Source organism: Psychrobacter sp. UBA6291 (genome assembly GCF_002439405.1).
Classification (GTDB): Bacteria; Pseudomonadota; Gammaproteobacteria; order Pseudomonadales; family Moraxellaceae; genus Psychrobacter; species Psychrobacter faecalis.
Genome location: NZ_DJUD01000006.1, coordinates 27,140 through 36,378 on the forward strand (window position 1 = coordinate 27,140; position 9,239 = coordinate 36,378).

9 protein-coding genes are annotated in these 9,239 nt (G+C 43.9%); all 9 read right to left on the reverse strand.

All coding sequences use genetic code 11. The features are described from left to right. Positions 1-412 precede the first annotated feature (412 nt). Positions 413-1,027 (reverse strand): BLUF domain-containing protein, encoded by a 615-nt coding sequence (locus tag B3R91_RS00665; RefSeq protein ID WP_286795837.1) that lies wholly within the window; start codon positions 1,025-1,027, stop codon positions 413-415. A gap of 437 nt (positions 1,028-1,464) precedes the next feature. Next, a complete protein-coding gene (gene ispD, locus B3R91_RS00670) occupies positions 1,465-2,256 on the reverse strand; it encodes a 2-C-methyl-D-erythritol 4-phosphate cytidylyltransferase (RefSeq protein ID WP_226928933.1) in 792 nt (263 codons plus the stop codon). 115 nt (positions 2,257-2,371) lie between these two features. Continuing rightward, the gene (locus tag B3R91_RS00675; protein ID WP_068407112.1) at positions 2,372-2,680 is read right to left on the reverse strand and encodes an FtsB family cell division protein; all 309 of its coding nucleotides are present in this window, start codon (positions 2,678-2,680) and stop codon (positions 2,372-2,374) included. A 134-nt stretch (positions 2,681-2,814) separates the two neighbouring features. Beyond that, positions 2,815-4,131, reverse strand: coding sequence for a phosphopyruvate hydratase (gene eno / locus B3R91_RS00680; RefSeq protein WP_286795829.1), 1,317 nt, complete (start codon positions 4,129-4,131; stop codon positions 2,815-2,817). Between the two features lie 331 nt (positions 4,132-4,462). After that, positions 4,463-6,811 carry a heavy metal translocating P-type ATPase gene (locus tag B3R91_RS00685; RefSeq protein ID WP_286795831.1) on the reverse strand — a complete coding sequence of 783 codons (2,349 nt, stop codon included), beginning with the start codon at positions 6,809-6,811 and terminating at the stop codon, positions 4,463-4,465. A gap of 313 nt (positions 6,812-7,124) precedes the next feature. Then, the gene (locus B3R91_RS00690) at positions 7,125-7,349 is read right to left on the reverse strand and encodes a heavy-metal-associated domain-containing protein (protein WP_068407122.1); all 225 of its coding nucleotides are present in this window, start codon (positions 7,347-7,349) and stop codon (positions 7,125-7,127) included. A 272-nt stretch (positions 7,350-7,621) separates the two neighbouring features. Next, positions 7,622-7,876, reverse strand: coding sequence for a hypothetical protein (locus B3R91_RS00695; protein ID WP_068407125.1), 255 nt, complete (start codon positions 7,874-7,876; stop codon positions 7,622-7,624). Between the two features lie 27 nt (positions 7,877-7,903). Next, positions 7,904-8,779, reverse strand: a complete 876-nt coding sequence (gene kdsA, locus B3R91_RS00700; RefSeq protein ID WP_068407128.1) for a 3-deoxy-8-phosphooctulonate synthase — start codon at positions 8,777-8,779, stop codon at positions 7,904-7,906. A 137-nt stretch (positions 8,780-8,916) separates the two neighbouring features. Beyond that, a partial coding sequence (locus B3R91_RS00705; RefSeq protein WP_286795834.1) for an RNA-guided endonuclease InsQ/TnpB family protein occupies positions 8,917-9,239 on the reverse strand: 323 nt, incomplete at its 5' end.

Consider the following 9,239-nt stretch of genomic DNA (forward strand, 5'->3'; position numbering starts at 1 on the left):
TCCCCCTGGGGACGCCACTATTTGGCGTCACTTATTAGCAAATTTGCTGTACAGCATAAATAAGACTGATAAGCGTACCAGCAAAACCCTGCTCATAGAAATATGAGTGGGGTTTTTTTATGCCTATTTTTTTTCACGAATATCTATAGTGAGTGAAAATTAATATCGATACATCACGTACTGCTAATATCAATTTTTCTTGCTTGCTGTGCCTGCGCAGACAGAGGCTACAAAAAATTGATATCAGCAATACCGTAGCGTTTTTAGAATATTTTGACTATATCTGTCTTTCATCAATATTTATAAATACTCATAAATAAATCGAGCATGATTTATATTATTTTCTCGCAGCAAAAAGCCAGCACTGAATGCTGGCTTTTTAAATATATACGCGCTCATTATTTAGAACAATTTACCAAATCTTATCGGCTAACATTAACCAAAGCAGCGCCAACACGATTAAGCCTGCTAAGACGCTTTGAATTAAGAAAAACGCTTGATGCTGACCGACGACTTTACCTAAGGTCACCCCTAGCGTACTGTATTTTATCGGCTGGGTGTCAAGCTCACCAGTCTTTTCTTGATCTTCATAATAGCCTTGCAGAATATTTAAAAATTGCTGCCAACCATTCACTTCCCAAGTATGGGGCTTAAATGGCATAAAAGATTTTAGCTTTGGCTCATTCATCATCCAACGCTCAAGGGTGATCGAGCGTAGCGACCATCCCGCAAAACGGCGCTCAGCAATTGCCGAAAAATCCAATATTTTTAAATCTTTATGTCGATCATCGACCAACAAGCGGTTTTTCAGATTGGTTAATGCTTGTTCTGACCCTTCTACACATTGGAAAAAGTAGCCATTGCCGTAGCAAAGGATACCGGTAATGTTATCGGCTTGATTACGCTCAATCGCGACCTCTGCGATGTCATTAAGCGTACTCGCACTTGCAAGACCAGTCGACGTAATGTGGCTCAGATATACAAGCTGGCAGAGATCTGGCGTTACTGGATTTGTCGAATCATTCACTGTTGACAATCAGCTTCTCCCTATTATCAGGTAAATGTAGCTAAGACAACCATACTCATTTTAGAAAAAATAGAGCAACAAGGCATTTAGAAGTAACAAATTGGCTTGTTATATTATTGATTTATAAATGTTTATATTAATTGTATTAAGTTGGTTACATCATAGGCTAATTTCGTCATCAAAGCAATATATGTTTATTTTAAATGACTACTTATTAATACTAAACGTTGCTTTAAAACCATTTATATTCAACATATAGCATAAATAAATGCTTTTTTATTCAACAGTTGGTCTAAAATCTTAGAAAAATAAAGATGAAAAATGGATGCCATGAGAAGAGTCATCTCAATTTAGAACTTGAGAATAGAAAATTTATAGTGAAATACTTAGCAGGGGAAAGAATGAGAAATGCAAATAGTGACGGTGGTGAAAATCTTTTAAGACAATTGGGACTGGGCGTTAAGAATCGCGGTAAGCAGGATGGCGTCGTCAGGATAGGTAAGTTTAATGTTCTGCCGATTGCCAACGACCAAACGAATTGGCAGCGCTAAGTACTCAAACGCGCTTGCTTCATCGGTGATAGCAAGGTCATGCTCTTCAACATACGCCAACACTTCCCGCAGCTTAGCTAAGCGAAAGACTTGCGGCGTTTGCGCTTGCCACATATTACTACGCTCAAGCGTACGTTCAACATAAGAATGCTGTTTACCTTTAGCGCTATTAATAGCTTCGGAGACAGCGCTAGCGTGCTTATAGGACGCTGTATAGGATTGTTTTAGGGTATCGGCAACTGGGGTCGCTAAGATAGCGCCATACGGCTCTTGCAGCGCGGCTTTAATCACTTTATCAATATCTTGTTGAGGCACCGCTGGACGCGCGGCATCATGGATAAGCACCAAGTCTGAGTCATGCGCACCTGCCCTAATAAGCGCCTCTACCCCTGCTTGCACGGATTGCCAACGCTCTGCTCCACCGCTCGTATATTCAATAGGCAATGCAAAATTAAGCGTCTGCGCCGTATGATCATCTTTTGCAATCACCAATAAACACTGATCAATATAACGACTGCTCGCAAGCCGTGCCACGCTATGTTGTAACAAGGTCTGCCCTTGTAGCTTGGTATATTGTTTGGCGATTGATGCACCAAAACGACTACCGCGACCCGCAGCGACAATCATGGCATGTATATGTGGTGTGGTATTCATAAGGTGGTTTTGATTGATACTCATGGTCAGATTCCATGATGATATGACTGGATTGGATAAAAAGGAAGTTAAAAAAAATCGTACTTTAAATATAAGCAGAAAAAATTATAGGTAATCGTTTATTTTGGAGTAGATAGAATCAATAACGGCTATGGGTTGTCGGCGCTGTTGATACTTGTACAAAGGTTTCATTTGGCTTAATCAAGCCTAAATCTAAACGCGCGTGTTCCTCTACCGCTTCAAGGCCGGTTTTTAGATCATGAACGTCCGTACGCAGCAAGTTATTTGCCGCTACTTGATTGTCATTTAAACGCTGTTGTTCTTCAATCTGGGTCAATAATTTATGATGCTCAAATTGACCGTTTTCACCCAGCCAATACTGGTATTGCAGCCCTAACAGTACAGCGACCGCTAAAGCAAGTAAGATAAATTGGCTAAAGTATTTCATAAAGTATTAACGCCAAGTGATAAAGGGATAATAATTAAAATCGAAAATTAGATTAACTTATTAGGCGCTATATCATCTTGCGAATGACAATATAGCGCTTAAGTTTATACTAAAATTCTTAGCTACTCAGCTTATTAGCCACGTAAACCGATAAACTCTTCACGGCCACGGTAGCTTGCACGTACCTGTTGCTCGATACGTAGTAGCTGATTGTATTTCGCGACGCGGTCTGAGCGGCATAGTGAGCCGGTTTTAATTTGACCAGCTGCTGTACCAACTGCCAAATCTGCAATGGTGCTGTCTTCAGTTTCACCTGAACGATGCGAGATAATCGTTGCATAGCCATTTTTCTTCGCCAGATAGATCGCATCTAGGGTTTCTGACAAGGTGCCGATTTGGTTAAACTTAATCAAAATCGCATTGGCAATGTGTTTATCAATGCCTTCTTGCAAGATAGCAGGGTTGGTCACGAACAAATCATCGCCAACCAACTGAACTTTATCACCAATCTGCTCAGTTAAGTATTTCCAGCCATCCCAATCCGACTCATCAAGACCGTCTTCGATAGAGATAATAGGATATTGACGCGTCAAGCCTACGAGGTAATCTGAAAAACCTTGGCTATCAAAGGATTTATTACCCTCGCCTGCCAAGATATATTGACCATCTTTATAAAACTCACTGGCAGCACAGTCTAGAGCCAAATGGATATCATCGCCTGCTTTATAGCCGACTTGCTCAATCGCTTGCATGATAACAGTGATGGCTTCTTCGTTGCTACGTAGGTTTGGTGCAAAGCCGCCTTCATCACCGACCGCAGTATTGAGGCCCTGTGCTTTGAGGACAGATTTTAAGCTATGAAAAATCTCCGTACCCGCACGCAGCGCTTCTGAAAAGCTGGTGAAACCAACCGGCTCAATCATAAACTCTTGGATATCAACCGTGTTATCCGCGTGCTCGCCACCGTTCAAGATGTTCATCATCGGTACTGGCATCGTTAATGATGTCTGATTGCGCAAGTTTGCGATATATTGATGCAATGGTAGGCTTTGTGACTGGGCAGCTGCTTTTGCCGTTGCCAAAGACACCGCCAACATGGCGTTAGCGCCAAGGTTGTCTTTATTTTCTGTACCATCGAGCGCAATCATAGCGTCATCAATCGCTTGCTGTTCAGTGACGTCTTTGTCCATAAGCACGCTACGAATCTGGCTATTGACATTGGCAACGGCTTTTTTGACGCCTTTACCCATATAGCGACTTTGGTCGCCATCACGCAGCTCAAGCGCTTCACGTGAGCCAGTTGAGGCGCCACTTGGGGCAGCAGCACGGCCAATCGTGCCGTCAGCTAAGATGACATCAGCTTCAATCGTTGGGTTACCGCGCGAGTCTAAAATCTCACGAGCGCGAATGTCTATAATTGCGGCGACGTTGGTGGTTTCTTCAGCGTACATAATGTCTGTTAATTCCTATGGTCATGCCAAGTTTGAGGGATAAATAACGGCAACTACAATACAAAAAAGGTAAAACAAAATATCGTATAGCACTTATAGCAAAACCAGCAGCATCTATTCATATCATTGGCTGGTTTTATGTATTATTAAAGGTTTATCTAATACTTTAACTGTCAGCTATCGTGCTTGGCATCATAGCATAAATTTTGTAAAACTTCCCTTATCTTACCCCAACTTGCGCCCATAAAATGAAATATAGCCTGTAATATCAGCCATCAAAGAAGGGTTTTAATCCCTATTAACAGCGACGATATGACAGGCGGTTTGGCATTTATGCTTTTGTTAAACGCTTACTGTCAGTATGAGTATTAGAGACGGTGTTATTTAGCTCAACCTCGGTTTTGAATCGCGTCAGACGTAGCGCATTCATCAATACCGAAATAGAGCTCAGCGCCATTGCTGCAGCGGCAATCATAGGATTTAAAAAACCAAAAGCGGCAAGCGGAATACCTAGGCAATTATAGATAAAAGCAAAGAATAAATTTTGCTTGATATTGCGCACCGTTGCATTGGCAATTTTTTGCGCCGCATCAATATGCATGAGCGACTCACCCATCAAGCGTGCAGAGGCACTATGCTGGGCGACATCCGTACCCTCAAACATCGCAAAGCTGGCATCGGCGGTTGCCATTGCTGGCGCATCATTGACGCCGTCGCCCGCCATCGCCACTTTGTGACCCGCTGTTTGCAATAGGGCAATTTGGCTCGCCTTATCACGTGGGCTCATTTTACCGTACGCTTGTTCAATACCCAACTGCCCTGCCACATGGTCAACAACCGACTGCTTATCACCACTCATTAATATAACATTGATACCCGCATCTTGTAGCGCAGTAATTGCCTGCGGCGTGTCGTCTTTTAAATCGTCAGCTAAGGCAAACGCGCCTAGCGGCTCATCGTTGATACTAATGGCGACAGTACTGGCAATTTGCCATACTTTTGGCATCAGTTTTGGCAGGGTTAGATTAGCAAACTCTGCCGTACCAACTTTTACCACACCTAAGCCTTCGATATTGGCTTGTATACCCGCACCTTTGATGACACTGATATCCGTGACAGTCATCAGTGGTAAGTTACGCTCGCTAGCCGCGTTAATCAACGCCGTCGCTAATGGATGGCTGGCGTGCGCCTCAACACTTGCGGCAATTTGCAGCACATCATCGACGGCAAGCGATTTATCCACCATGACCTGATCGACGATGGTTGGCTTACCGATAGTTAATGTGCCCGTTTTATCGAGTACCACGGTATCAATATTACCTGCCGCCTCTAAGCTTTGCGCGTCTTTAAACCAAACGCCATGACGGGCGGCGACGCCCATACCGGCCATAATAGCCGCTGGCGTTGCCAAACCAAGCGCACATGGGCAAGCAATGACCAACACCGAAACCGCATGCATCAAGGCAGTATCAACCATACCCGTTAGCCACCACGTCAGCCCAAAAGTAACCAAGGCAATCGTTACTACCACAGGGACAAAAATAGCCGTTACTCTATCAGCAAGGCGTGCTAGATTGGCTTTTGAGCCTTGCGCATCGCTCAACGCTTGTACCATGTCACCGAGCTTGGTATCGCTGCCCTTTGCACTGACGCGATAGAGTAAGCTGCCATTTTCGACCAACGCCCCTGCTAGCAGTATATCGCCTGCTTCTTTTTTAAGCGGTACGGACTCGCCGGTTAAATGACTCTCAACGCACCAGCCAGCACCGCTGATAACGACACCATCGGTTGCCACACGGCTGCCTTGCTTAGCACGCAGGATATCGCCTACTTGCACCGCTTGTAGCGCGACATTATGAAAATCACCATTTGGCTGTTGCTGCTCGACTTCATCAGGCGTTAAAGATAATAATAAATCGATACTGTTTAAGCTATGCTTTTTGGTACGCTCCTCAAGATATTTACCCGTACGCACAAAGGCAATAACCATCACCCCTGCTTCAAAATAAACAGCGGGTCCGTGTCCGCCTGCATGACCACTTTGCAATAAGCTGCTTAACGTGCCATCGCCATGGGTCAGCCATAAATAAGTAGAATACGCCCAAATGGTTACCGTACCAATGACCACCAATACGTCCATATTGGCAAGACCACCTTTGATAGACGCCCACGCACTTTTGTAAAAGGGCAATGCCAGCCCAAATTGGACAATAGTCGCTAAGATAAACTGAATCCAAACCGGCGGCATCCACGCCATACCCTGTCCAACCAGCATGCCTGCCATACCCACTAAAAACGGCACCAAACACACCCACAGCGCAATCAAGCGCCACGGATAGTCAGTTGCGGTATCCTCATCTGTTTGCGCAAACAAACTATCGGCTGCCTGCAAATTGGCCACAAAACCAGTTTTATTCACCCACTCTGTTACCTGCTCAGGTGTGGTTTGCGTTGGATCATAATCGACGTTGGCCGTCTCGCCAGCGAAGTTGACGTTGACTTCATAGACCGCAGGCTTTTTATTAAGGACTTTCTCGATGCGAGACGCACAAGCCTGACATGTCATCCCCTCAATCGCCAGTTGCAGGTGCGCACGCTTGGGCGCAAGCGGCGTATTTGACTGGATATCAGTCTCAACTTCATAGGGGTCATTGTTAGCGGTACGGGTAGCGTCATTCATAGAGAGAACTCGTTATTGCGTTAAAGCGCGTGATAGCGTTTAGATATTTAGGCAGTCGTTTGCGCGGAAAAAAAGCTCAATAGCTTGATAAAGGTGTTAGACGAAAGCGTATTTGAAGCGCCCTTTTCTAAACCTACTGATGATAAATATTAAATGGTTATGATTGGCGGTAATTCAACTTTTTCTATGGTTGCAACTCATCAACAGCTATTGGCGTATAAATAAAAAGACGTTAGTTATTGCTGCCTCGTTATTTTTTAGCCATTAAAAAAACCAGCCATGAGAGCCGGTTCTTTTATAAATATAAATAATCTTAAGAGTTAGCAACGGTGGCATCGAAACCTGCATCATCGATAGCAGTTGCTATCTCCTCGATAGTGGTCTTAGTGTCATCAAAGGTCACGGTCGCTAAATTATCAGCCAAATCAACAGAGATTGTCTCTACGCCGTCTATGCCGTCAGTCGCTTTATGTACGCTTGCCACACAACCACCACAAGTCATGCCATCGATATTAATGATTCTAGTTTGGTTTGCCATGAGAGGCTCCTTATTCTTATAACGGATTTTTTATTAGTGAATTTTTTATAATGTTCAAAAACTGTTTTGATAATGCTCTTTATGCGCTTAATTATCAATACAGCATGCAACTAGCATAAGCTGAAACAAAGCCAACAACAAGTCCATTTGGTTGTAAGTTTATTAAAGCGTTGTTGCTTCAAATATTTTTATAAAAACGAAATTTGTATAAACATGGCTTATGGAACTATCAAGCGTTAAAAATACCGCAGTAAATAGTCACTCACTAAACGTTAATCATGATAACGTGGGTTTTGCGGGGCATCGATAGGAAATGGTTGAGTCACGTAATCAACCATGCTAATTGCTGCAACAAACGCATGCACCGTCGTTTTGGTATCATCATAATGGATAAATGCCATTCTGTTTTCAGGCTGTAGCTCAATCTCTGTGACACCGGTAATATTTTTTAGCGCCGTCATCACGCTCTCAAACCCTTCGGTATCATCGATATTCTCAATACTTACTTGTGCAACTTTAATCGCCATGATCTTATCCCCTTATCGTTTATAGCATTAATGCGTATCCAATACCTCAAAACCTTTGACCAACTCATCAATCTGCTTAAGTTGACGCAAAAACGGCTCTAACTGACTGGTTCGCAACGCACACGGGCCATCGCATTTTGCCACTTCTGGGTTTGGATGCGCCTCTAAAAACAAACCTGCCAAACCTGTCGCCATACCTGCACGAGCAAGGGTGGTGATTTGCTCACGGCGACCACCAGCACTGTCACTACGCGCTCCCGGCTGCTGCAAACTGTGCGTCACATCAAAAAACACGGGGATATTCATCTGCTTCATGGTATCAAAACCCAGCATATCGACGACCAAATTGTTATAGCCAAAGGCACTACCGCGCTCACACAAAATCAGCTTATCGTTACCGCCCTCAAGGCATTTATTGACAATATGACGCATTTCGTGCGGTGCTAAGAACTGCGCCTTTTTAATATTAATAATCGCATCGGTTTTTGCCATCGCGTGCACCAAGTCAGTCTGACGCGATAAAAACGCTGGTAGCTGGATAATATCAGCCACTTCAGCGACGGGCGCTGCTTGATACGGTTCATGGACGTCAGTGATAATCGGCACTTGGAACTTTTCTTTAATTTGCCCTAGCCAATCGATACCTTGCTCTAAACCCGGCCCGCGATAAGAATGTAAGCTTGAACGGTTGGCTTTATCAAAGCTGGCTTTAAAGACATAGCCGATGCCCAAACGCTGACATATGTCAACATACTGCTCGGCAATCTCAAACGCCAATTCTTTGGACTCTAAGACATTCATACCACCGAATAGTACAAATGGCTGGTCGTTACCGATATTAATCGTCTTGCCACTTGGCGTATCGAGCTTGATATGTGATTGTGCGGTTAATAAATGTTCCATGAAGTGCTGACCCTCATTATTGTTATTTACTGTCGTTATCAACAACGTTTATTCATCTGACTTTTCCTATTGTAACCGTTGACATACTCCCGCCACTTTCGACAAGCTCAAGTGGGGGATTCTAAAAGCAAAAGCTCTTAGGCGACTTTCTCACGACCGTCGCAAGTTTTCTGCTTCAACGGGCGACCTTTACTGCATCTTCCCTCGACAGACAAAACGGCATGTCCTGCCGCAAGAATATTACGAGCTGCATTAACATCTGCATTCGCAATATAACCACATTCAACGCACTCAAATTTTGCTTGGGTGCGTCTATTTTCTTTTGCAACATGCTTGCATTTAAAGCAAGTTTGGCTTGTATAACGTGGGTCTACCTTGACAAGTAGCCCACCGCGCCAGTGCTGCTTGTACTCAAGCATATCAATCATCATGCCCCATCCCTGATCAAGAATTGATTTGT